This window comes from Wolbachia endosymbiont of Laodelphax striatellus (genome assembly GCF_007115015.1).
Taxonomy (GTDB): Bacteria; Pseudomonadota; Alphaproteobacteria; order Rickettsiales; family Anaplasmataceae; genus Wolbachia.
Window position 1 is genome coordinate 1,155,467 of sequence record NZ_MUIX01000001.1, and the last position, 22,772, is coordinate 1,178,238.

25 protein-coding genes, 2 tRNA genes, 2 rRNA genes and 1 pseudogene are annotated in these 22,772 nt (G+C 34.7%); 24 read left to right on the forward strand and 6 right to left on the reverse strand.

Going from position 1 to position 22,772, the window contains the following annotated elements; translation table 11 throughout:
- Positions 1-279: 279 nt before the first annotated feature.
- From BVG17_RS05535 to BVG17_RS09625, 3 genes and pseudogenes are all read left to right on the forward strand, one after another.
- Positions 280-3,044 (forward strand): 23S ribosomal RNA (locus BVG17_RS05535).
- 74 nt (positions 3,045-3,118) lie between these two features.
- Positions 3,119-3,225, forward strand: a 5S ribosomal RNA gene (gene rrf, locus BVG17_RS05540).
- Positions 3,226-3,406: 181 nt separating this feature from the next.
- Positions 3,407-4,202: pseudogene (locus BVG17_RS09625) on the forward strand (IS66 family transposase); the annotation flags it as partial.
- A gap of 123 nt (positions 4,203-4,325) precedes the next feature.
- On the opposite strand, the gene BVG17_RS05545 reads toward BVG17_RS09625, so the two are convergent.
- The 3 genes from BVG17_RS05545 to rpmH all read right to left on the reverse strand — a co-directional run bounded on the left by BVG17_RS05545 (position 4,326) and on the right by rpmH (position 5,104).
- Positions 4,326-4,535 (reverse strand): hypothetical protein, encoded by a 210-nt coding sequence (locus BVG17_RS05545; protein WP_063631035.1) that lies wholly within the window; start codon positions 4,533-4,535, stop codon positions 4,326-4,328.
- A gap of 73 nt (positions 4,536-4,608) precedes the next feature.
- The gene (gene rnpA / locus BVG17_RS05550; RefSeq protein WP_084241005.1) at positions 4,609-4,986 is read right to left on the reverse strand and encodes a ribonuclease P protein component; all 378 of its coding nucleotides are present in this window, start codon (positions 4,984-4,986) and stop codon (positions 4,609-4,611) included.
- Positions 4,970-5,104 (reverse strand): 50S ribosomal protein L34, encoded by a 135-nt coding sequence (rpmH, locus tag BVG17_RS05555; RefSeq protein ID WP_015588337.1) that lies wholly within the window; start codon positions 5,102-5,104, stop codon positions 4,970-4,972. The genes rnpA and rpmH overlap by 17 nt, the downstream gene beginning before the upstream one ends.
- 107 nt (positions 5,105-5,211) lie before the next feature.
- On the opposite strand from rpmH, the gene pstC reads away from it, so the two are divergent.
- The 3 genes from pstC to BVG17_RS05570 all read left to right on the forward strand — a co-directional run bounded on the left by pstC (position 5,212) and on the right by BVG17_RS05570 (position 8,180).
- Positions 5,212-6,300: a phosphate ABC transporter permease subunit PstC gene (gene pstC, locus BVG17_RS05560; RefSeq protein WP_063631036.1), complete on the forward strand. Its 1,089-nt coding sequence runs from the start codon at positions 5,212-5,214 to the stop codon at positions 6,298-6,300.
- 96 nt (positions 6,301-6,396) lie between these two features.
- On the forward strand, positions 6,397-7,833 hold the full coding sequence (gene atpD, locus BVG17_RS05565) for a F0F1 ATP synthase subunit beta (RefSeq protein ID WP_172793469.1): 1,437 nt from the start codon (positions 6,397-6,399) through the stop codon (positions 7,831-7,833).
- A 5-nt stretch (positions 7,834-7,838) separates the two neighbouring features.
- Positions 7,839-8,180, forward strand: a complete 342-nt coding sequence (locus BVG17_RS05570; RefSeq protein ID WP_010404622.1) for a F0F1 ATP synthase subunit epsilon — start codon at positions 7,839-7,841, stop codon at positions 8,178-8,180.
- Positions 8,181-8,429: 249 nt separating this feature from the next.
- Here BVG17_RS05570 and BVG17_RS05575 read toward each other — a convergent pair whose 3' ends face one another.
- Positions 8,430-11,378: a coiled-coil domain-containing protein gene (locus BVG17_RS05575; protein WP_143688860.1), complete on the reverse strand. Its 2,949-nt coding sequence runs from the start codon at positions 11,376-11,378 to the stop codon at positions 8,430-8,432.
- 434 nt (positions 11,379-11,812) lie between these two features.
- Between BVG17_RS05575 and fsa the strand changes: the two genes are divergently transcribed.
- Positions 11,813-12,448, forward strand: coding sequence for a fructose-6-phosphate aldolase (fsa, locus tag BVG17_RS05580; protein ID WP_063631039.1), 636 nt, complete (start codon positions 11,813-11,815; stop codon positions 12,446-12,448).
- A 532-nt stretch (positions 12,449-12,980) separates the two neighbouring features.
- Here fsa and BVG17_RS05585 read toward each other — a convergent pair.
- Positions 12,981-13,448, reverse strand: a complete 468-nt coding sequence (locus BVG17_RS05585) for a hypothetical protein (RefSeq protein ID WP_063631040.1) — start codon at positions 13,446-13,448, stop codon at positions 12,981-12,983.
- A gap of 132 nt (positions 13,449-13,580) precedes the next feature.
- Positions 13,581-14,297, reverse strand: a complete 717-nt coding sequence (locus BVG17_RS05590; RefSeq protein WP_063631041.1) for an SDR family NAD(P)-dependent oxidoreductase — start codon at positions 14,295-14,297, stop codon at positions 13,581-13,583.
- Positions 14,298-14,499: 202 nt separating this feature from the next.
- On the opposite strand from BVG17_RS05590, the gene carA reads away from it, so the two are divergent.
- From carA to rplX, 17 genes are all read left to right on the forward strand, one after another.
- Complete coding sequence (gene carA, locus BVG17_RS05595; protein ID WP_063631042.1) at positions 14,500-15,588, forward strand: glutamine-hydrolyzing carbamoyl-phosphate synthase small subunit; 1,089 nt, start codon at positions 14,500-14,502, stop codon at positions 15,586-15,588.
- Positions 15,589-15,697: 109 nt separating this feature from the next.
- A tRNA-Tyr gene (locus tag BVG17_RS05600) sits at positions 15,698-15,780 on the forward strand.
- 4 nt (positions 15,781-15,784) lie between these two features.
- Positions 15,785-15,855 (forward strand) — tRNA-Gly (locus tag BVG17_RS05605).
- Between the two features lie 79 nt (positions 15,856-15,934).
- Positions 15,935-17,107, forward strand: coding sequence for an elongation factor Tu (gene tuf, locus BVG17_RS05610; protein WP_063630642.1), 1,173 nt, complete (start codon positions 15,935-15,937; stop codon positions 17,105-17,107).
- 14 nt (positions 17,108-17,121) lie between these two features.
- The gene (gene rpsJ, locus BVG17_RS05615) at positions 17,122-17,442 is read left to right on the forward strand and encodes a 30S ribosomal protein S10 (protein WP_017532484.1); all 321 of its coding nucleotides are present in this window, start codon (positions 17,122-17,124) and stop codon (positions 17,440-17,442) included.
- A gap of 9 nt (positions 17,443-17,451) precedes the next feature.
- The gene (gene rplC, locus BVG17_RS05620; RefSeq protein ID WP_063631044.1) at positions 17,452-18,174 is read left to right on the forward strand and encodes a 50S ribosomal protein L3; all 723 of its coding nucleotides are present in this window, start codon (positions 17,452-17,454) and stop codon (positions 18,172-18,174) included.
- A 2-nt stretch (positions 18,175-18,176) separates the two neighbouring features.
- Positions 18,177-18,791 carry a 50S ribosomal protein L4 gene (rplD, locus tag BVG17_RS05625; RefSeq protein ID WP_017532486.1) on the forward strand — a complete coding sequence of 205 codons (615 nt, stop codon included), beginning with the start codon at positions 18,177-18,179 and terminating at the stop codon, positions 18,789-18,791.
- A complete protein-coding gene (locus BVG17_RS05630) occupies positions 18,788-19,075 on the forward strand; it encodes a 50S ribosomal protein L23 (protein ID WP_017532487.1) in 288 nt (95 codons plus the stop codon). The genes rplD and BVG17_RS05630 overlap by 4 nt, the downstream gene beginning before the upstream one ends.
- Position 19,076: 1 nt before the next feature.
- The gene (rplB, locus tag BVG17_RS05635) at positions 19,077-19,901 is read left to right on the forward strand and encodes a 50S ribosomal protein L2 (RefSeq protein WP_063631045.1); all 825 of its coding nucleotides are present in this window, start codon (positions 19,077-19,079) and stop codon (positions 19,899-19,901) included.
- Between the two features lie 3 nt (positions 19,902-19,904).
- Complete coding sequence (gene rpsS, locus BVG17_RS05640; protein WP_010404687.1) at positions 19,905-20,189, forward strand: 30S ribosomal protein S19; 285 nt, start codon at positions 19,905-19,907, stop codon at positions 20,187-20,189.
- A gap of 9 nt (positions 20,190-20,198) precedes the next feature.
- Positions 20,199-20,549 (forward strand): 50S ribosomal protein L22, encoded by a 351-nt coding sequence (gene rplV, locus BVG17_RS05645; RefSeq protein ID WP_017532490.1) that lies wholly within the window; start codon positions 20,199-20,201, stop codon positions 20,547-20,549.
- 39 nt (positions 20,550-20,588) lie between these two features.
- A complete protein-coding gene (gene rpsC, locus BVG17_RS05650) occupies positions 20,589-21,209 on the forward strand; it encodes a 30S ribosomal protein S3 (RefSeq protein WP_063631046.1) in 621 nt (206 codons plus the stop codon).
- A gap of 11 nt (positions 21,210-21,220) precedes the next feature.
- Positions 21,221-21,634 carry a 50S ribosomal protein L16 gene (gene rplP / locus BVG17_RS05655; RefSeq protein ID WP_063631047.1) on the forward strand — a complete coding sequence of 138 codons (414 nt, stop codon included), beginning with the start codon at positions 21,221-21,223 and terminating at the stop codon, positions 21,632-21,634.
- Positions 21,635-21,645: 11 nt separating this feature from the next.
- Positions 21,646-21,849, forward strand: coding sequence for a 50S ribosomal protein L29 (gene rpmC / locus BVG17_RS05660; RefSeq protein WP_040754783.1), 204 nt, complete (start codon positions 21,646-21,648; stop codon positions 21,847-21,849).
- Complete coding sequence (rpsQ, locus tag BVG17_RS05665; RefSeq protein ID WP_010404696.1) at positions 21,842-22,072, forward strand: 30S ribosomal protein S17; 231 nt, start codon at positions 21,842-21,844, stop codon at positions 22,070-22,072. The genes rpmC and rpsQ overlap by 8 nt, the downstream gene beginning before the upstream one ends.
- A gap of 18 nt (positions 22,073-22,090) precedes the next feature.
- The gene (gene rplN, locus BVG17_RS05670; RefSeq protein WP_007302542.1) at positions 22,091-22,450 is read left to right on the forward strand and encodes a 50S ribosomal protein L14; all 360 of its coding nucleotides are present in this window, start codon (positions 22,091-22,093) and stop codon (positions 22,448-22,450) included.
- The gene (gene rplX / locus BVG17_RS05675; protein WP_010404700.1) at positions 22,450-22,767 is read left to right on the forward strand and encodes a 50S ribosomal protein L24; all 318 of its coding nucleotides are present in this window, start codon (positions 22,450-22,452) and stop codon (positions 22,765-22,767) included. The genes rplN and rplX overlap by 1 nt, the downstream gene beginning before the upstream one ends.
- Positions 22,768-22,772: the final 5 nt, after the last annotated feature.

Consider the following 22,772-nt stretch of genomic DNA (forward strand, 5'->3'; position numbering starts at 1 on the left):
CACATTTTATCTTACAAAATATCTTTTTCATTAATTTTTCTGTACATATCAATTTGTCGAATATTTCTCAGATTGTACTGTTTAAGATTGCTGGTATATTGTTGTTGATAATAATAGGTAAATGTTTTGTGTAAAAAGGCGTTGACATATGATTTATCAGATTGTAACATATAAGAGGTTAGTTTTTAGATGTTTGAAAAGTTTTATGGTAGAGATTATTTAATCTCAATTCAATTGTAAGTTAATATTTAACTCTGCATATTCTACATATAGTCAGATAAATAAATTATTAAGAGCACTTGATGGATGCCTTGGCGTTAAGAGGCGATGAAGGACGTGGCAGGCTGCGATAAGCTGTGGGGAATTGTCAACAAATTTTGATCCGCAGATTTCCGAATGGGGAAACCCAACTAGCTTAGCTAGTTATTATATACTAAGTATATAAAGCAAACTTGGTGAACTGAAATATCTAAGTAGCCAAAGGAAAAGAAATCAACCGAGATTCTGTTAGTAGTGACGAGCGAAAGCGGAAAAGGCTAGTGGTTTAAAAATAAGAATTAGAATACTTTGGAAATGGTAACCATAGAAGGTGATAGTCCTGTATAAGTAGAAAGTTTTTAAATCCTTGAGTAGAGCGGGGCACGTGAAATCCTGTTTGAATATGGGGGGACCATCCTCCAAGCCTAAATACTCCTTAACGACCGATAGTGAACAAGTACCGTGAGGGAAAGGTGAAAAGAACCCCGGGAGGGGAGTGAAATAGAATCTGAAATCAAGTGCTTACAAACAGTTGGGGCTCTATATCAATTTATTGATATTTAGAGTGACAGCGTACCTTTTGCATAATGGGTCAGCGAGTTAATCTGTGAAGCAAGCTTAAGCCGTTAGGTGTAGGCGTAGCGAAAGCAAGTCTGAATAGGGCGTTTAGTTTTACGGATTAGACCCGAAACCAAGTGATCTAGTCATGACCAGATTGAAGGTATGGTAAAACATACTGAAGGATCGAACCAGTTAATGTTGCAACATTATTGGATGAGTTGTGATTAGGGGTGAAAGGCCAATCAAACTTGGAAATAGCTGGTTCTCCGCGAAATCTATTTAGGTAGAGCGTTGTATGTATGTTGTTGGGGGTAGAGCACTGGATAGACTAGGGGGATTCATCATCTTACCAAATCTAACCAAACTCCGAATACCAACAATTGATTATACAGCAGACACACTACGGGTGCTAAGTCCGTGGTGGAAAGGGAAACAGCCCAGATCACTATCTAAGGTCCCAAAATTACAGCTAAGTGGGGAAGGAAGTAGAAAAACCATTACAGCTAGGAGGTTGGCTTGGAAGCAGCCATCCTTTAAAGAAAGCGTAACAGCTCACTTGTCTAAATAAGTTTTTCTGCGCCGAAAATGTACCGGGGCTAAAGCTGTATACCGAAGATGTGAGTGCTTATTGATTTCGATCAATAGGCGCGGTAGCGGAGCGTTCCGTAAGTCTGTGAAGGTGGTTTGTGAAAACTGCTGGAGATATCGGAAGTGAGAATGCTGACATAAGTAGCGTAAAAGAGTGTGAAAAACACTCTCACCAAAAATCTAAGGTTTCCTACGTTAAGTTAATCTGCGTAGGGTTAGTCGGTTCCTAAGGCGAGTCCGTAAAGGAGTAGTCGATGGCAATTAGGTTAATATTCCTAAACCTCTTAAGTGTGACGGGTTTCGTATTTGTATAGATCTTATTGGATTGATCTATGCTTAAAAGAAGCTCCAGGAAATAGCACTTATATTTATGAGGCCGTACCGCAAACCGACACTGGTGGATGAGTAGAGTATACTAAGGTGTTGAAAGAATGATGTTGAAGGAACTCGGCAAATTATACCTGTAACTTCGGAAGAAGGGTAACCTGCTTTTAGGCAACTATGAGTAGGTGGCACAAAATAGGGAGTAGCGACTGTTTACTAAAAACACAGGACTCTGCAAACACGTAAGTGGAAGTATAGGGTCTGACGCCTGCCCGGTGCTGGAAGGTTAATAGGAAGGGTGCAAGCTCCGAATTGAAGCCCCAGTAAACGGCGGCCGTAACACTGACGGTCCTAAGGTAGCGAAATTCCTTGTCGGGTAAGTTCCGACCCGCACGAATGGCGTAACGATTTCTCCACTGTCTCCAACATCACTTCAGCGAAATTGAATTCCCCGTGCAGATGCGGGGTACCCGCGGTTAGACGAAGAGACCCCGTGCACCTTTACTATAGCTTTACATTGCTATTAAAAATATAATGTGCAGGATAGGTGGGAGACTTTGAAGTTATGGCGCTAGCTATAATGGAGTCAACCTTGAGATACCACCCTTTACATTTTTGATATCTAACTATGTTTCATTATCTGGAACTAGGACATTGTATGGTGGGTAGTTTGACTGGGGCGGTCGCCTCCTAAAAAGTAACGGAGGCGTGCGAAGGTAAGCTAGAGCTGGTCGGAAATCAGCTTGATAGTACAATGGTATAAGCTTGCCTGACTGCGAGGCTGACAAGCCAAGCAGAGACGAAAGTCGGTCATAGTGATCCGGTGATTCTGTATGGAAGGGTCATCGCTAAACGGATAAAAGGTACGCCGGGGATAACAGGCTGATGGTGTTCGAGCGTTCATAGCGACGACACCGTTTGGCACCTCGATGTCGACTCATCACATCCTGGGGCTGGAGAAGGTCCCAAGGGTTCGGCTGTTCGCCGATTAAAGTGATACGTGAGTTGGGTTTAGAACGTCGTGAGACAGTTCGGTTTCTATCTGCCGTGGGTGAAGGAAATTTGAGAAGGTCTGACTCTAGTACGAGAGGACCGAGGTGGATATACCTCTGGTGTACCAGCTGTTATGCCAATAGCATCGCTGGGTAGCTATGTATAGATGGGATAATTGCTGAAAGCATATAAGCAAGAAACCCTCTTCAAAAAAATTTCCCAATTAAGGCCGTGGGAGACTACCACGTTGATAGGCTAGGTGTAGAAGTATGGTAACATGCGAAGCTAACTAGTACTAATAGCCTGATTGATTTATTTGCTTTCTATATGTATGTATGCAGTGTTAAATATTAAATTGAAAATTGAAGTTTGTTAAGTCAGAAATTTTTATTGACTTGGTGGCTATAGCAAAAATGAACCACCCGATCTCATTTCGAACTCGGAAGTGAAACTTTTTAGCGCCGATGATACTTAAAAAGGGAAAGTAGGTCGCTGCCAAGTTTATAAAAATTTCTTTTTTATTTATATCTGTTCAGTAGAGTGATCAAACAAGGTAAACATAGAGTAGCTGTACTGATCTTTTAGAACTCTGCGAAAACTTTAAAATAAAAGTAGAAAACTTAAAAGTAGAATTTGTTACCTACTTGCAAATGATGAGGAGAGATAGCAATATTTAACAAATCATCAAAAAGTTGATCTTCCGAAAATCAAACTTTATATAATTGAATATTAATTAAGTTGTTGGAGATGAGGAGAAAGAAGAAGTAGAAAACTACTAAAAAGCAGATACATTTGGCCCAAGAGTTAGGTTGATAATTGTAGCACTTAGTGGATTTTATAAAAATTCAAAACGTGGGAATTATAAGTAATTTTTTTAATGTGAATTGGAAGCGTATCAAATAGTGAATATAGAGTTGCTTCAAAATGCAAAAAGGTGTATGAGCAAATCGAATAAGAAAGGTGAGGTTTCGCGCATCAACCTATTATAATAAAGGTAAGCTTTGTTAGTGCTGAAGTAATACTGAAAGTTTTAAAGGGAAAGAAGATTTTAAAAGACAGTGTATGTTGCAATCGTAATAGTCGCTGACAGATATGCAGCGTACAATTATTTTGCTGATAAAAAAGGTAGATTTGTTGGGCACACTTAGCAAGGTACTTTGAAACATAGTTGGACTATTGAAGTTAAAGTTCTGGGCTGTTACTTAAAAAACGCATCCACTGAATTATTTGTACTAAAAAAAGCTTTATTAAAAAGTGAAATAGATATTTTAACAGAAGTGTAAGAAAGTTGCAAAACGTATAAGGTATTAATTGAAGCTACTTATCTGAAGCAATTGGAGCTTCTCAAGTTGCGAAAAATATTTTAAAATCTGAAAGAATGATGTGAAATTTTTTAAGTGAACCAGAAAATATTCCACTACCGCGCTGAACAGCAAATTAGGCATTATATCGTTTACTGTAAAAGCTCATATTTTACGTAATCAGAGCTAAGAATTTGAAAAGATAACTTCATTATACTTAACATGAAAACAAAGAGAACTATACAATCCCCTGCCTATCGTTTCTTGAACGACTCCCCTGAACGGGTACTTTTACTTTTATCAAACTATTCTCTTATTGTAATAAGTTGCTTCTATATTCAAATTTAGCAACTTCCCTCTAGGATTATCCTTATTTTGCTCTAAGTACTGGCTTTGTTCAAATGCCATTCCCCATTGTGTACGGTAGCTAGACTCTCTATATTTATAAAAACTCTCCTCAGTATTATTTGTATCGAGCTTTTTATCTTGTTTTCTTATACTCTCTACCATCAAGCACCCACATCTATTAATTTATTTTAAAAACTTTACTTATCTTATCATAAAAAATATAGCTGTAAATACTTTAGTGAAAATTTCTTCTTATTCTATCTTTCTTTAAGCAAATATTGAGATCTTTTTGTAAATTTTTATAGCTTGCTTGCATAATGTTTTTATGGGTTAGTATTATGTAATAGTACCCTACATTACTTATATTAGAAATGCTAACTTTAGCTAGCACTCGTAATTGCCTTTTTATTTTATTTCTTTTTGCTGCTTTTCCGACTTTTTTACTGATAGCCAGACCTACTCTAATAACATGAATATACTTTTCAGGTTCTCTTTCTTTTATAGCATATAGTGATATATATACCCCTCGATAAAAAAGACTGTCAGGTGCTAATCTGTTTTTAAAAGCAAAGGAAAACTCTTTTTTTTTATGCTTACTATGCGCATAATTTATTACACCCTAATGAACGACGCTTATTAAGAATTTTTCTTCCAGCTTTTGTTGACATACGTGAACGAAATCCATGTCTGTGCTTTCTTTTTAAATTTTTTGGTTGAAATGTTCTTTTCATTGTTTTTATATTAATATGATTATTTATTTTAAATTATTTTGCTCTATTGTCAAATAATGGTCAACTTCTATGGCATTCTTGTCGAATAAAATTTGATGTATGGGAAAATGAATTTAATTATAGGCGTACCTATTTTACTAATCCTTTTATTTTGTTTGAGTAAGTTTCAAGCAGTAAGTAAAGTTAAGTCTTATATATATTTGAGTTGTATGTGGATGCTACCTTGTTTGTTAGCATTCTATGATGGTTATTTTATAACTTCTATTTCTATAGCGTTACTTTTTTTTATGCTGATTTTTATCTTTAAAGGTAAAAGAAATAAGATGGTAAAATTTTTGTTATTTATGGCTTTAGCAATATCACTTTTTATCACTTTATTTATAATGCTATCTATTTTTGTTCAGTCCATTTCTTTTTTTAATAAAGTAGCTATTTCAGAATTCTTATTTTGCTTAAAATGGAAGCATAATGTAGCTATTATTGGTGAAGGAGAGGTGGGATGTTTTGGTATAGCGCCACTTTTAGTGGGGACATTACTTATAACTATTGTAGCAATGTTAGTTGCGGTGCCGCTTGGTTTGTTTTCTGCAATATATATTAGTGAGTATGCGAGTGAAAAAGTGCGTTATGTTATTAATACAGCCTTACAGGTTTTGTCTGCTATTCCTACTGTTGTATATGGATACTTCTCAGTTGTATTTTTGTCTTTTTTTATAAAGCAGGTAGCAAATTTTTTTAATTTAAGTATACACTCAGAAAGTGCTTTGATTGCTGGTTTATCGATCGGGGTAATGATTCTTCCTTTTATTATTTCTTTGCTTGAAGATGCTATAAGATCTGTTCCAAAAAGTTTGCGTTATGGTTTTATGGCGCTTGGTGCAACACCAGCGGAAACTATATGGCATATAATAATACCTTATGCAATGCCTACAATTTTAAGTGCAATTTTATTATCAATTTCAAGAGTGATAGGCGAAACAATGATTGTACTAATGGCTGTGGGAATCAATGCAAATTTGACCTTTAATCCTCTCAATTCAGTTACTACTATCACTGTACAAATTGCTACATTACTTACCGGAGATCAGGATTTCAATAGTGTGCAAACTCTTGCTGCTTATGCGCTTAGTTTGGTGCTGTTTGTTATTACTTGGCTATTGAATGCATTTGCATTGTTTATAATGAAACGTAACTAGTAAGTGTTTTAATATTGCAAAATTTCTGTTAATAATATAAGATTTATTTTCTTTAGAAGTTCTTTTATAGAATTGTAGTGTTAGGTGATGAAAGAGATGGGTACAGGTAAAGTAGTTAAAATAACTCAAGCAGTTGTTGATTTGAAATTTGAAGACGAGTTGCCTAAGATATTTAATGCTTTAAAAAGCAAACTAAAATCTAAGGGCAAGGAGATAGTTCTAGAGGTTTCACAGCATATAGGTGACAATGTAGTCCGTTGTATTGCTATGGATAGCACAGATGGTATGTCAAGAGGTGATGAGTTTGTTGATACAGGTGCACCAATATCAGTTCCGGTTGGACGCTCAACTTTAGGAAGGATTTTTAATGTTGTAGGGGAGCTTATAGATGAGTGTGGTCCGCTAAAAGGAAAGTATGATTTAGAACCTATACATAGATCACCTCCAAGTTTTACTGAGCAGAAGATACAGGAAGAAGTTTTAGTTACAGGAATAAAGGTTATAGATCTTCTTGCTCCTTATCTTAAAGGAGGAAAAATTGGCTTATTTGGTGGAGCTGGTGTTGGTAAAACAGTTCTGATAATGGAGCTGATTAACAACATAGCAAAAGCTCATAAAGGATTTTCTGTGTTTGCTGGAGTAGGAGAGAGAACGCGTGAAGGTAATGATCTTTATAACGAGATGATTACTTCGAATGTAATAGATATAAATGAGCACGAAAAATCTCAAGCCGTTTTGGTTTATGGTCAAATGAATGAACCTCCTGGAGCAAGGGCTAGGGTTGCTTTAACAGCACTAACTATGGCAGAGTATTTTCGTGATTGTGAAAATCAAGATGTTCTATTTTTTGTGGATAATATCTTCCGTTTTACTCAAGCTGGTTCTGAAATTTCTGCTTTGCTTGGAAGAATACCGTCGGCTGTTGGTTATCAGCCAACCCTTGCAACTGATATGGGCGCTATGCAAGAGAGAATAGCCTCAACTACTGCTGGTTCTATTACTTCTGTACAGGCTATATATGTTCCTGCGGACGATTTGACCGATCCAGCTCCGGCAACGACATTCTCTCATCTTGATGCAACCACAGTGTTGTCAAGGCAGATAGCTGAAATGGGTATATATCCTGCTGTTGATCCACTTGACTCAACTTCTCAGTCTTTATCTGCTGAAATCATTGGTGAAGAGCATTATAATGTGGCTTCTGAAGTGAAACGTATATTGCAAACTTATAAGTCGCTGCAAGATATTATCGCAATACTTGGTATGGATGAACTATCTGATGAAGATAAAATTATTGTTGATAGAGCTCGTAAAATTCAGAAGTTTCTTTCTCAACCTTTTCATGTTGCGGAGGTATTTACTGGCATGTCTGGCAAATTTGTTTCACTTTCTGATACTATTTCTAGTTTTAAAGGAATTATTGAAGGTAAATATGATCACCTGCCAGAAGCTGCTTTTTATATGGTGGGAAGTATAAGTGAAGCAATAGAAAAGGCTGAATCAATAAAAGCTGAAGTTGGAGCCGGACATTAAAGATTATGAACACTTTTAAGGTGCAATTTTTTTCTCCTGATAATCGAATTTCATTCGATGAAGTGGTTTCGCTTTCAGTGAATGGGCTTGAAGGAGAGCTAGTGATTTTAGCTTACCATTCTCCTTACTTAATTTATTTATTGCCTGGTATAATTACTGTTCAAATGAGTAACCAGACAAAGGAAAAAGTTGTAATTGATAATGGTATATTAGAGGTTGCAAATAATAATTGTAGCATTATAACGAATCAAATTCAGGTTTTTGATCATTTGACTCATGATGAGGAATCATTAAAAAATAAGAGAGTTGGTATATATTTAAGTTATCTTGATGTCAAATCTCTTTAGGGGCTCTTTTTGTGTTCAAGAAATGAGTTTACTCTTGTCATTCCCACTTCAAGTAGCTGACACACAACTGTACGAACATTATGGTTCAGGGAAGATGTCATCCCAATTTGTGACACTGGTTCTTCATAATCATTAAAACGTTGATTACTGTTATACTCGCAAATTTAACTGGATCCCAGTGTCGCGCACTGGGATGACAAGAGTTGAGTGACAAGAAGAAGCACTGATTTCATATGCATCTGAACAGTATTAAACACCTCCACACTGACTTTGGCTACACACCTTTGATGGACTGCTGATTAAGTCTAGAAGTGAATTACAGTGGTCGTCATCATCGTTATGAAATGCGCTATCAAAGCTTAAAGACCTAGGTTTTTTTTCTGAATCATCAATTTCCTCTGTAAGCTGGTAAAACATTTTTGAATTATTATCAAAAACTTCTTTTTTACTAACAAGTACTTGATCAATTACTGGACTTAACAGTTCTACTTGGCTATTTAAGTATTGCACTGTACCGTTTAGCTCTTTTCTTTCTCCAATTATTCTTTCAATTTCCAGAGCTTTATTTCCAATTATTTCTGTCAAGTGCTCATTACATTCTTCCAATTCTTTAATCTTTGACTTCAGTAATTGATTCTCTTTTGTTTCTTCTCCCTTCTGCGACAACTGTTGCTTATACTTCTTAATTTGCTCATCTTTAAGCTCTAGCTCGTTCTTTAACTCTTCATATTCCTGCTTTAGCTGATCTACCTCTTGTTTATAAGATTCCAGATTTGTGTTGTACTCATTATCTAAGATTTGCATTTGAGATTTGAAATTCATTGACGATTTACTGTGTTCATCTCTCATTCTGTTTGCTTCCTCTTCATTTGCATTTGCCTCTTCTTCTAACTGATTCACTTTACTTTTCAGTTTCTTTCCTTCTACATTGGCAACTTCCAGGTCTTTCTTCAGTTTTTTATTTGCCTTTTCAAATTCTTCCAGCTCTGTTGACATATTTGCCAGCTTTTCATTTTTTTGTGTCAGTTCAGCTTGCAATTTTGCATTTTTTTGCTTTTCTCTTCCAAGTTCATCCTGTAAATCACTATTATGCTTTTCTAACTCTTCAAGTTCTTGCTCAGCCTCCATGAGTTCCTGTTCTGATTTTTTTTGCTTTATTATGCAATTGTTTAACAGCTGGTCTAATTCCTCTTGCAATTTTCTTACCTCACTTGTCAACTCTTCTTTTTCTGCATTAGCAACTTCCAGCCTCTTCTTTAGATCTTCTTTTTCTTCTCCATACACATTCTCAAGTTTTTGCGCTCTTTCTTCCAGCTCTGTTGACATATTTGCTAGCTTTTCATCTTTTTGTGTAAGTCCGGCTTGCAATTCTGCATTTTTTTGCTTTTCTTCTCCAAATTCATTCTGTAAATCACTATTACGCTTTTCTAACTCTTCAATTTCTTGCTTAGCCTTGTCGAGTTCCTGTTCTGATTCTACTTGCTTTGCTGTATAGTTGCTTAACATTTGATTTTCTTCTTTCAAATCTGATATTTGCTCCTCTTTGCTTTTCTTTATACTCTCATTATCGCTTCTTAACTGATCAAGATCATCTTTCAAATGAAACCTTTCTTCTTCCAGATGAACTAATTCCTTTTGCAATTTTCTTAACTCACTTATCAACTCTTCTTTTCCTGCATTAGCAACTTCCAGCTTTTTCTTCAGGCCTTCCCTTTCTTCATACGCACCTTCAAGTTCTTGCGCTTTTTCTTGCAGCTCTGTTGACATATTTGCTAGCTTTTCATTTTTTTGTGTCAGTTCAGCTTGCAATTCTGCATTTTTTTGCTTTTCTTCTCCAAATTCATTCTGTAAATCACTATTACGCTTTTCTAACTCTTCAATTTCTTGCTTAGCCTCGTCGAGTCTATATTGTAATTTGTTTCTCTGCTCGTTTAATTCTCTAATTTCTTGCTCAGCCTTTGTAAACTTTTGATCTAATTGTTGTGAGTTAATTTCTGTTTGCACTGCAGCTTCTTGCAAATTCTGAATTGCAACTTCTTGTAAATTAACCTCTGTCTGAGCTTCAGTGTGCTGTAAACTAATTCCTGTCTGAATTGCAACCTCTTGTAAACCAACTTCTGTCTGATTTTCAGCTTGTTGAGAGCCAATTTCCGCTTGAATTTCAACATGTTGCACAGCAACTTCTGTCTGAGTTTTAGTGTGCTGTAAATTCACTTCTGTTTGAGTTGCAACTTCTTGCAAATTCTGAGTTTCAGTTTGTTGAGAATCAATTTCCGCTTGAATCTCAACATGTTGCACAGCAACTTCTGTTTGAGTTTCAGTGTGCTGTGAATTAACTTCTGTTTGAGTTGCAATTGCCTGAGTTGCAATCTGCTGTGCTGGTACATTGTTGCTAGTGAAAGAAAGAATAGGATTGTTTTTAGCATCATTTTCAAGATCTTTCAGCTTTTCGTCTTGATTGATTACTATATTTTGCAGATTACTAACAGCTGGAGCATCTTTATTCTTCTCCAATAATGCTTTTACAGCATCATGTAGAGAGAGGTCTTGAATATATAATTCCTCATTTTGTCTTATTAAATTCCAAAACTCCTTAGATGGCGATTCAAAATCTTTACCATTAAACTGTAGTACTTCAGTTATACCAGCACTACTTACATTCATAACCATAGTACAAGTAAAAGTTTTCCCATGCTTGTCCTGCACAGACCAAGTGCTTGTTATTTCATAATATGCATCCTCTTTAAATTCATAATGTCTTTCCTTATCTTTTCGATAAGCGTACATACCATGCTTTTTATCGCAATAAATATTCAACGCATTAATATTACTTTCTTGCTGCAAGATATCGCTAATTTTTATTGGCTCACTTCTACTGTAATTAGTAAGGTTAATGTTTAACACTCTATTAGCATCTTCAGTTTCTACATAAAAAGCTTGAAGCTCTATGTCTTTCCTTTCAAAATACTTACTTACAGCTTTTTTTGCCTGATTTGCTAATTCTATAAAGTCTTTCTTAAAGCTCTTGTTGAAAGATAGATCTATATATGCTTGCTTAAAATTTTCATCATTTGTTAAATCCATGAACAAGTCATAAATCTCCCATTTTTCCTGATAATGCTTTTCTAAAACAGTAATGCTATTTTTTCTTTTCAACTCTGCTAATATGTTTTTCAGCATCAGGAAACTTGTTGACATAGTATACCCCCTATTACTATTGTTCTGATAATACATCTATTGTAGGAGTGGCTAAGCTATCAAAGTTCCTTTGTGTTAATCTTTGTAGTTGAATTTAATTGCGTTAAAAACAACTGCGAGCATTAAACTCAATTTAGCCTCACTATCTATTTGTATTACAATACTATACTAATAGTAGCACTACATCTTAGGCTATGCAAGAATTTCATTAGACGTAAAACTAGTAAACTTCAGAAATTGGGTATACTAGTTGCTAATTCTGTTAATAAAATATAACCAATTAAGGAAAGCGCTATACATATTAACTATGTCTCAGTTCAATATTTTCTTCCCTGACAGACTAAAAATTGAGTTGAGTTAAAAATCCGATTTTATTTAATACTTTTCAAAGATGACAATATTTTGTAAAAATAGGTTTTTAATAGGACAATAATATGGAAATTTTTCTTGATAGTGTTGATTTAAATGAAATTGAAGAATTAAAGGAGTTCATTGACGGCATAACAACTAATCCTTCTTTAATAGCAAAATCTGGACATAAAGATAAATACGAAGATTTAGTAAGTGAAATATGCTCTATTATAAAAGGGCCTGTTAGTGTTGAAGTTGTTGCAGATAGCCATGAAGAGATGATTAAAGAAGGCCTTAAGTTAGCGAAAATTGCTAGTAATATCGTAGTAAAGTTGCCCCTTACACATGAAGGATTAATTTCTTGTAAAAAGTTGTGGACAGAACATAAAATACCTGCTAATATCACATTATGTTTTTCTCCTGGACAAGCACTGTTTGCCGCTAGGGCCGGTGCTTGTTTTATTTCTCCCTTTGTTGGTCGCCTTGATGATATAAGCTATGATGGCTTATCGCTAATAGAAGATATATGCACTATATATTCTAATTATAATTTTAAGACAAAAGTTCTTGTTGCATCAGTAAGAAGTCCAGCACATGTAATAGAAGCTGCACGGCTTGGTGCTCATTCAATTACTGTACCAGCAAAAATACTTAGACAGTTAATTAATCATCCACTTACTGACCAAGGGCTCGCAATATTTGAAAAAGACTGGGCGTAAAGTAATACATGATATTGCTATAAAATATAATATAAAAAGGACATATGTACCATCTGTCCTTTAAAGACATGCAGGTTAATGATATGCGTAATTCAGAATTTTAAACATAATGATCCTCCTGTTAATAAAAAAAGATTCAAAAAATGTATACAGCTACGACCGAAGTATAGCTAAAATATATTTTAACTGAAGATTATAGATTAATTGAATTGAAAAGCCTGCAGACGAAGATAGATTCCAAACTCTAGAACACCTCCATTACGAATAGTAAAAAGACTATCAGAATTTGTCAAGTAATTTTTATCGTAATTTTATGAACATGACGTACATCTGTATAGAGATTGAATATGTCATTTAGGTAGCCTCTTTGTTGTCATTCCAGTACTGAAATCCAGTTAGATTTGCGAGTATAAAAGTAATACAACATTTTTAATGATGGAAGGCATTACTAGGATGACAAGAAAGGAAGTACTGGTTTCAGTTTTTGTACGTTAGCCATGTATCTCAAATTTAATTATTTATAAATAAAAGATCACACTCCTTGGCTTTGTGATGGAATAAGTTTTTCAATGCTGTCTACACAAAACTCAGCCGTGTTATTAGCTATTTCATCAAATTTATCATTTATATCCTTACCTATTTTTTCATCTTTAATATATTCGTACAGAGCTAAAATAGCTATAGTTGAACATATTGCGATGAAACCAACTTTTGCTGTAATAAGTAATGATAGCCCACCTGCAAGTATGGATACTACTCCAACAGCTAGGTTTATAATTTTATTTTGTGTTGATTGATTCTCTTTATCCTCTAAAACATTTGATATTGCTTTTGAGGCAATTTTTATTGCTATTGCTGTAGCTGAGATTATAACAAACATCATAGCTATTTTTGCTAAGAGAAAAATTGATGGTAGCATGATTACAAGAAACAATGAAGCACCTCCTATAAGTAACCATTTCTCATTTATTTTTTTAGACTGATCTATATCATCAGGCATTGCAACCCTCCACTTTCATTAACAGTTTATTCATATAATATGAAACATGCGATAGTCAAGATGTTTTTTTGTGGAGAAGCTTGCGATTGAGTTTTGAAGAGCTTTAGCTTTACAAGATGGTAGATTTGGTGATTATCGTAAGATTCTTGAAGTCATTTTAGTGGGAAGAATTTGTAAAATATGAAAAAATAACCGCCAGAAAATTGGAAACGCTATAACTTTCTTTCCTTTAAATATACTTTTTAAAATATATGCTGCAGCTTTTTCTGGCTCCCATATGAAGGGAAGTGGTTTATTAGACTTAAACATATCTGTTTTTACTGGCCCTGGCATTATGGTGATAAACTTTGTGCTACTGTTAGAATATTGGATTTTTAGTGATTGAAAACAACTTTTTAGTGCTGCTTTGCTGGCACAGTATGCAGAAGCATGTGGTGTTGCATGAATAGCAACAAGGGAAGATATAACCGCAAAAGTTGCCAAGGAATTATGATGAATCCATTCTTCAATCCAGTTGATAACGCCAAAATAATTGGTTTCAAATGTTTTTCTATGAATGTTGGTATGAAACTTATCTTCTATTTCGCCACATCCTGCATTAAGAAAAAAGAGATTTGGTATAATATTTTGCTTTTTTAAAAAATCAGACGAGTTTTTAATATTTTCACTTTTGCTTACATCACATGTTATAGGTAAAAAATTACTACCTAATTCTTCTTTTAATTTTTCCAGTTTTTCAGTGCGCCTTGCAATGCCAACCACAAACCATCGATCTTTAATGAGCAACCGTGCTAGACTTTCTCCAATGCCAGATGATGCTCCTGTAATGAGACAAGTTTTTCTATCCATGTGAATTTATATAACATGAAGTATGAATGTAATGACTATTGCCTATTCACACAAGTTAAGTTTGCTATAATTTTGCTAAATAATAAAAAAAGAAAGCTACTTATAATTTTGAATTTTATATAAACTTAAAGGGAAATTTAGTATTTGCTTACTTGTAATTAAAAATTCTTATATAATATTTTAAGTGAGTTGAGAGAATTAAATGCAGGATGCAGCTTTAGTTTTACAAGATGGCAAGTGCTTTTTGGGAAAATCGGTAGGTAAAAGAGGCAAATGTATAGGTGAAGTTTGTTTTACCACTGGTATGACCGGGTATCAACATACTATAACCGATCCTTCTTTTGCTGATCAAATAATAGCGTTCACTTTTCCTCATATTGGTAATGTTGGAATAAATCACAAGGATAATGAAGGAGAAAAAGTTTTTGCAAGTGGTGTGATTATGCGTGAACTTTCTCCTATGTCTCACTCTTCTTCATATATTAGTTTAAATGATTGGTTGGAGAAAAATAATGTGGTTGGGATATCGGGAGTTGATACTAGAGCTTTGACGAGACATTTAAGAAAACATGGATCTCAAAATGGAATGATATGTCCGTCAAGTGAGGCACATATATTAGATGAATTGAAGAAATACAAATCTGTAAATGGAATAGAAATAACCAATAAAGTTAGCTTGCATAGTAAATTTAAAAGTGACCTTAATGCAAAATACAAAGTTGTGGTAATTGATTTCGGTGTAAAAAATAGTATAGTCTCACGCTTAGTAGAACTTGATTGTACGGTTGAATTAGTCAAACCAGATACAGGTTTTGCTCACAAAATATTAAGCATGAATCCAGATGGTATAGTGCTTTCAAATGGTCCTGGTGATCCACAAGAGATAGCAGAGAGTGTAATTTCAGAGATAGAAATTATTGTAAAGTCTAAGGTGCCGGTTTTCGGCATATGCCTGGGCCATCAATTACTTGCAGTTGCTTTGGGAGCAAAGACTATCAAGATGGATATTGGCCATCGAGGGAGTAACCATCCAGTTTATGATGTAATTAGTGGAAAAGTTGAGATAACTAGCCAAAATCATGGTTTTGTTGTTGATTCAGCTTCTCTTCCAAGTAACGTTGAATTTACTCATATTTCTCTATTTGATAATAGTGTAGAGGGGATAATGATGAAGGATTACCCAGTCTTTTCTGCTCAATACCATCCAGAAGAAGCGCCAGGTACGCATGATTCACATTATTTATTTAGGCGTTTTATTGATAATATTTTGTTATATAAAAGTAAAATCTAACTGAAATCAGTTAGATTAGCTTTTATTACTTGATCTTTTAGATTTGGATGTTTAATATTAGGGATAATAAAACTTAAGTTAAGGTAGTGTTCTCTTAACAGATTTTTGTGGAGGAGTGACCGAGTGGTTAAAGGTAACAGACTGTAAATCTGTCCGCGTGAGCGTACGTAGGTTCGAATCCTACCTCCTCCATTGTGCGGGTATAGCTCAATGGTAGAGCTCTAGCCTTCCAAGCTAGTGACGTGGGTTCGATTCCCACTATCCGCTCTTTTTTTTTGTTGTATTTATATAAAATCAACATATTATTTATTGATGTATTTGTATTTTAGGTAGAAGAGTTAAAGTTATGACAGCGATAGTAGAAGCATTTGGAAAGCCGCATGTAAACGTGGGAACGATAGGACATGTGGATCATGGGAAGACAACGTTAACAGCGGCGATAACAAAGCATTATGGTAATTTTGTAGCATATGATCAAATAGATAAAGCGCCAGAAGAAAGAAAGAGAGGGATAACAATAGCAACAGCGCATGTTGAATATCAAACAGAAAAGAGACACTATGCACACGTTGATTGTCCTGGACATGCTGATTATGTAAAGAATATGATAGTAGGTGCAGCGCAGATGGATGCAGCGATATTGGTAGTGTCAGGGGTTGATGGGCCGATGCCACAAACGAGAGAGCATATATTGCTGGCAAAACAGGTGGGTGTTGGATATATCGTGGTATATATAAATAAAGCTGATGTTGCTGATGCTGATATGATAGATTTGGTGGAAATGGAAGTGAGAGAGTTGCTGAGTAAGTATGGATTTCCAGGTGACGAAGTGCCTGTGATAGTTGGATCTGCATTAAAAGCATTAGAGGATGATAGTAGTGAGTATGGAAAGAAATCAATAGATAAATTGATGGAGAAGTTAGATGAGTATGTGGCAGTACCTCCAAGGCCTATAGATTTGCCGTTTTTATTGCCAATAGAAGATGTATTTTCAATATCGGGGCGAGGAACGGTAGTAACAGGAAGAATAGAGAAGGGGGAGATAAAGACAGGGGATGAGATAGAGATAATAGGTCTGAAAGCGACGCAAAAGACGATATGTACTGGTGTTGAGATGTTTAAGAAGTTGCTAGACAAGGGAAGTGCAGGACTCAATGTAGGAGTACTACTAAGAGGAACAAAGAGAGAAGAAGTGGAGAGAGGGCAAGTATTGGCAAAACCAGGGACAATAACCCCGCATAAGAAATTTAATGCGGAGGTGTATATATTGAAGAAAGAAGAAGGAGGAAGGCATACACCATTTTTTGGAAATTATCAGCCACAGTTTTATTTAAGGACAACGGATGTAACTGGGAGCATAAAATTGCGAGATGGAAAGGAGATGGTAATGCCAGGGGACAATGTAAGTATAGAAGTGGAGTTGCAAGTACCAATAGCAATGGATAAAGGATTGCGTTTTGCGATAAGAGAAGGTGGTAGAACTGTTGGTTCTGGCGTTGTTTCGGAAATTTTAGAATGAGTATAGTAACTAAGATGAAGCAAGATATATATATTAGAATTAAAGCTTTCGATTGTTCTTTATTGGAAAAGTGTGTTCGGGAGTTTATTGATCAATTAAAGCAGTTTAATGCAGATTTATCTGGTCCGATTCCGTTGCCAAGAAAAAATTCTAAATTTACTGTTAATAGGTCTCCTCATGTTGATAAAAAATCTCGTGAGCAATTTGAAATGAGAATTTCTAAGCGGTTAATTATTCTACATAATCCTACTTCTACTATGATGAAGATGCTTGCAGATTTATCTTTTTCTGCTGGTGTAGAAATGGATTTAAAGGTTAAGGAAGTTAATATTTAGGAAAAGAAAATGAAGAGAATAAATTCGCTTAGGAGAATTGGGTTGTTAATGACGAATGTTGGCCATACTGCTATGTATTTTGATAATAGTCGCATGGCTGTAACCTTATTGCATCTCAGCGAAACTTATATTATCGATATAAAAGGACAAGATAAATGTGGCTACAATTCAGTCATTTTAGGCACGGGAGATTTAAAAAAAATAGCAAAACCTCAGTTGGAATATTTAAAGAAAAAGGGTATAAATAGTAAATGTAAATTATACGAAAGTAGATTAACTGATCTATTTGGAATAGAATGTGGTAAAAAGGTGGGGGTTAATCATTTTGTAGTTGGTCAATATCTTGATATTACGGGTTATTCTTTAGGCAAAGGGTTTGCTGGTGTGATGAAGCGGCATAACTTCAGTGGGCTTAGGGCATCTCATGGCGTTTCTATTGCTCATAGATCGCAAGGTTCTACTGGTCAATGTCAAGATCCTGGTAGAGTATTCAAGGGGAAGAAAATGGCTGGTCATTTAGGTAATAGCAGAGTAACTGTACAGAATATGAAAATATTATCCATTGATTATGAAAATAGCATAATTGCTGTAAAGGGTAATAATGTTCCTGGGTTTAAAAACTCTTATGTTTTTGTGAGAGATGCAGTTAAAAAGCCTTTACATAAAGATGTTCCTTTTCCAGTAGGTCTGCTGTTGAATACGAGTGATGATGCTAATAATTTGGTGAGTTAGTTATGGAATGTGAATTAGTTGATCTATCTAATAATAATGTAGGTAGTGTTGAGCTTAATCCTTTGATATTTTCTGCCAAGCAAAAATTGAGTATTTTGCATGATATAGTGAGATGGCAACTAGCAAAGAGAAGAGTTGGTGCTCATAAAACAAAAGGTATCAGTGATGTTTCTGGTACAACAGCTAAACCGTATGGTCAAAAACGTACCGGTAGGGCGAGACAGGGGAGCTTGCGATCTCCTCAGTTTAGAGGTGGTGGAATTATTTTTGGTCCTGTTGTGAGGAGTCATGCTTATTCTCTTAATAAAAAAGTACGCAAATTTGGTTTGAAAATTGCTTTATCTCTAAAATATTTAAATAATCAAGTTATTGTTCTTGATAGTTTAAATATTGATGTGAAGAAAACATCTAAAATGTGTGAATATATTAAAAATTTTAAATTTTCCTCTTTTTTAATAGTTGGTGATTATGGAGATGATTTGTTACGTGCTGCTAAAAATTTGCACTATGTAGATTTAATTAAACCTATTGGGTTAAATGTTTTTGATATATTGAATCACGAATGCGTGATGTTAACAAAAGACACTTTAAAGCATCTTGAAGGTAGATTGTTATGATTAAATATAATAATATAATAAAATCTCCTGTAATCACAGAAAAGACTTCTCTTTTAAGAGAGAAGTTTAATAAATACTCTTTGTATGTTTTTGTAAATGTAAATAAGCGTCAAATAAAATCGGCAATAGAGTCTTTATTTAATGTCAGAACTTCTTCTATAAATGTTATTAGAGTTAAACCTAAATATAGACGTTTTAGGGGTGTGATTGGTTGTAAAAAACAGAGAAAAAAGGTTTATTTTTCTTTGATGGATGGTCAAAAATTAGATATAATGAGCGTTTAATATGGGTATGAAATTTTTTAATCCTGTTACTCCGTCTTCTCGTGGGACTGTATTAATAAGTAAAGTTGGTTTATCAAAAGATAAGCCGGAGAAGTCTCTTGTATTTGGTAAGAAATCCAGTGGTGGAAGAAATAATCATGGTATAATTACAACTCGTCACAGGGGTGGTGGTCACAAGAAGAAGTATAGACTTATAGATTTTAAACGTAATAGAAGTGATCAGGGTATAGTTGAGAAAATAGAGTATGATCCAAATAGAAGTGGGTTTTTAGCATTAATATCATATAAGGAAGATAATACTAAATCCTATATATTAGCTCCTCAAGGTATGAAGCCTGGTGATGTTGTGATAGCTGGAGATGATGCTGATATTCTACCAGGTAATTGTTTATTGTTGAAGTATATACCTGTTGGTTCTTTTGTTCATAACGTTGAATTGAAGCCAGGTGGTGGTGCTGTAATTGCTAGAGCTGCGGGTTGTTGTGCGCAAATTGTTGGTCGTGATGGTCAATATGTTTTATTGCGGCTTAGATCTGGTCAAATTAGGTTGATTTTATCTTCTTGCAAGGCTACTATTGGTGTAGTATCTAACCCTGACCATAAGAATAGAAAGTTGGGTAAAGCTGGGAGAAGTAGGTGGCTTGGGATTAGACCTACTGTACGTGGAGTTGCAATGAATCCGATTGACCATCCTCATGGAGGTGGAGAGGGAAAAACTTCTGGCGGTCGTCATCCTGTTACTCCTTGGGGTGTTGCAACAAAAGGAAAGAAAACTAGGAAAAAAAATAAATCTAGTGATAAGTATATAAAAAAATTGAAAGGTTAATTTATGAGTAGATCTGTATGGAAACCACCTTTTTTACATCCATCTGTACTAAGATTAGTTCAGAGAGCTTTAAAAGAGGGTTCTATTAATAAGGTGATAAAAATTCATTCCAGGGCTTCTGTAATTCTTCCTAATTGTTTGGGTTTAAAGTTTGCTGTTTATAATGGTAAAGATTACATTCCTGTTAGTGTTGATAATCAGAATATGATAGGTCATAAATTTGGTGAATTTTCACCTACTCGTAAATTTACTGGGCACGGTGGTGATAAAAAGGCAACAAGAAGATAGGTAATTGATATGAAAAATAGGGATATAATGGTTGAGGCTGGTTCTAGGGTTTTAAGATCGACTCCTCGCAAATTGAATTTGGTTGCTGATTTAGTACGTAATAAAAAAGTTTCTTTTGCTAATGTACAATTAAGATTTTGTGAAAAAAAGGCTGCTGGTTTTATAATGAAGGTGTTGAATTCTGCAATTGCTAATGCTCAAAATAATTATGGATTGAATATTGATAATTTATATATAAAGGAAATTTTAATAGGTAAGTCCCTTACTTTGCGTAGAGTATATCCAAAAGCTATGGGTAGGGCTAATAGAATGAGTAAATTTTATAGTAATATAACTATAAAATTGAAAGAAATTGTATGATTTATAGAAATGGAAAGTTAATAAGGAAAGTGTAAAAATATGGGACAGAAGGTTAATCCTAAAGTATTTAGATTACAAGTAAATAGTAATACCTGGGATTCTGTTTGGTGTGCTACAGACGATTATAAACAGAAATTGCATCACGATCTATTTATTCGCAGTTATATAAATGAATCCTTTAAGCATGCTGGTATTTCTAAAGTAATTGTAGAGCGTACAGTTAATTTAGTGTCTGTAATAATACATTCTTCTAAGCCTGGAGTTATAATAGGTAAGAAAGGTTTGGATGTTGAGAAGATAAAGCAAAAAATAGCTAAAAAAGTAGAAAGTAGTGTCGAAGTGAATGTAGTAGGAGTTAAAAAGTCTGAAATAGATGCAACTTTAATATCAAGGAGTATTACACATCAGCTAGAAAAAAGGATTTCATGTAGAAGAGCGATGAAAAAAGCTATTCAAAATTGTTTGAAGATGGGTGCTGAGGGTATTAAAGTAAGTTGCTCTGGGCGTCTTGGCGGAGCTGAAATAGCTCGTACTGAATGGTACAAAGAAGGTCGTTTGCCTTTACACACTTTGCGTGCTAATATAGATTATGCTTTTTGTGAAGCGAAGACTATATGTGGTATTATAGGAGTTAAAGTTTGGGTTTATGTTGGTAGTTAAGGTATATTGAAATGTTTGTTCCCAAAAAGAGTAAGTATAAAAAGGTATTTAAGGGGAGAATCAAGGGTAATGCTAAGGGTGGTAGCACGCTGTCTTTTGGAGATTATGGATTAAAAGCTATGGAAGTAGGTAAGGTTCAGTCTAGGCATATTGAAACTGCAAGGCGCGTAATATCTAGAACGTTAAAACGCTCTGGTAAAGTGTGGATAAGAATTTTTCCTGATACCCCGGTTAGTAAAAAGCCAGCAGATGTACGTATGGGTAAAGGGAAAGGTAGTGTTGAATTTTGGGTATTTAAAGCTAAGCCCGGTAGGGTTTTGTTTGAAATTAGTAGTGATGTTCCCATGCATTTAGCAAGATTGGCGCTTGAAAAAGCGACTGCTAAGCTTCCTATGAAGTGTAAATTTATATCTAATCATAATTGAATGGAGTTGTAATGGATATAGTTAAATTTGAATCAGAATCTTCACAAGGATTACATCAACTTCTTGTGAATTTGAGGAAAGAATTTGTTAATTTGTCTTTTCAAAAAAAGCTTGGCCAGTGCAACAATTTTTCGCGTTTTAGCTTAATAAGAAAGAGCATAGCTCGTAGTCTAACTGTATTAAATAGAAGAAAGAGAGAGGGAAAAAATGCCTAAGAAGGTTTTTTGTGGTGTCGTAACTAATGCTGAGTCTGATAAGACTGTAAAGGTTTCGGTGTTACAAGTGTATAAGGATAGGCTATATAAAAAAGTTATTAAAAAATACAAGAAGTATACAGCACATGATGAGAATAATAGTTGCAAAAAGGGAGATAGGGTTTTAATACAGGAACATAAGCCTATTTCTGTTACTAAAAAATGGGTTGTTATTAATAGCTAAAAAGGAATAGATATTTATATGATTCAAAAAAATACATTATTAGAAGTAGCTGATAATTCTGGTGCGCGTGCAGTGCTTTGTATTGGCTTGTTAGGTGGTAGGAAATCTGCATCTGTAGGTGATACGATTATTATATCTACTAAGTCTATTAACCCAAAAGGTAAAGTTGAAAAAGGAAAAGTATATAAAGCAGTTGTTGTTAGAGTAAAAAATAGTGTTAAGAAATCTGATGGTTCTGTAATTCGTTTTTCTAGCAATGCTGTGGTTTTAATTAATGATCAAGGTGAACCACTTGGTACTCGGGTGTTTGGTCCAGTAAAAAAGTTATTGTCTGGTTCTTTTATGAAAATAATGTCATTAGCTGATGAGGTTTTATAATGAGTGCTAAAATAAAAAGTGGTGATGATATTATAGTTTTAACTGGTAAAGATAAGAGAAAAATTGGTAAGGTAATCAAAGTTATAATACGTGATGCTAAAAAGAAAGTAGTTGTTTCTGGCGTAAATGTGTGTAAGAGACATACTAAACCAAGAGCTGGTAGTGGTGGTGGTATATTGAATAAAGAGTTAGCTATTGATGTATCTAATGTTGCAATATTGGATCCTAAGTGTAAAACTCCAACTAAAGTAGGATTTAAGATTATAGATGGTAGAAAAGTGCGTTTTGCAAAAGTTTCTGGAGAAGTGATAGATTAGGTTGA